This is a genomic window from Variovorax sp. 01N425 (assembly GCF_056399465.1).
The window spans coordinates 1-892 of the sequence record NZ_JBFTRJ010000056.1 but is presented as its reverse complement, the minus strand read 5'-3'; the positions used below and the strand labels follow the sequence as shown (position 1 = coordinate 892).

Here is an 892-nt window from a genome sequence, read left to right as displayed (position 1 = left end):
AGGTTCAGCATGTGCTGGCCCTTGAACTGCACCGGCGCGCCCTGGAACAGGCGGAACTTGTAGGTGCCCGAGAGCTTGCCGAAGGCAATCACCGAGCCGCTGAAGGTGATGGCGCCGATGGCCGCGCCCAGGAACAGCTCGAGCCGGTTGCCGGCGGGAATGGGYGCGCCCTTGGCGATGCCTTCGAGCATGGCCGCGGGTTCGACCACGGCYGCCACCGCGATGAACACCGCCGCCAGGCCGATCATGCTGTGGAAGAAGGCCACCAGCTCGGGCATCTTGGTCATCTCGACCGTCTTGGCGCGGTAGGCGCCGTAGCCGCCGCCGGCCGCCAGCCCCAGCAGCACCCAGGCCAGGCCSGTGAGCTGGCCGCCGGCCAGCTTGTAGATCAGCGCGCCGGTGGTGACCACCGCGATGGCCATGCCGGCCATGCCGAAGAGGTTGCCGCGGATCGAGGTGGTGGGGTGCGACAGGCCCTTCAGGGCCTGGATGAAGCAGACGCTGGCAACCAGGTACAGCAGCGTGACGACGTTCATGCTCATTGCGAGGCTCCCGCTTCGGCCTTGGGTGCGGCCTTCTTCTCTTTCTTCTTGAACATCTCGAGCATGCGCCGCGTGACCAGGAAGCCGCCGAAGATGTTCACCGCCGCCAGCGCCACCGCGAGCACGCCCATGGTCTTGCCCAGCGGGGTTTCGGTGAGCGCGGCCGCCAGCATGGCGCCCACSACCACGATGGCCGAGATCGCGTTGGTCACGGCCATCAGCGGCGTGTGCAGCGCGGGCGTGACGGTCCACACCACGTGGTAGCCCACGTAGATGGCCAGCACGAAGATGATGAGGTTGATGACGGTATGGGAAACGGGATCCATGATTTCTTCTCCTCGCGTGGGTGC

2 protein-coding genes are annotated in these 892 nt (G+C 66.7%); both read right to left on the bottom strand.

The window, feature by feature from the left end; translation table 11 throughout:
* Positions 1-542 (bottom strand): NAD(P)(+) transhydrogenase (Re/Si-specific) subunit beta (locus AC1DSC_RS32655; protein WP_478132097.1); only part of this gene is annotated, 542 nt, incomplete at its 3' end.
* Positions 539-868 carry an NAD(P) transhydrogenase subunit alpha part 2 gene (locus AC1DSC_RS32650; RefSeq protein ID WP_012745555.1) on the bottom strand — a complete coding sequence of 110 codons (330 nt, stop codon included), beginning with the start codon at positions 866-868 and terminating at the stop codon, positions 539-541. The genes AC1DSC_RS32650 and AC1DSC_RS32655, both read right to left, overlap by 4 nt.
* Between the last annotated feature and the right edge of the window lie 24 nt (positions 869-892).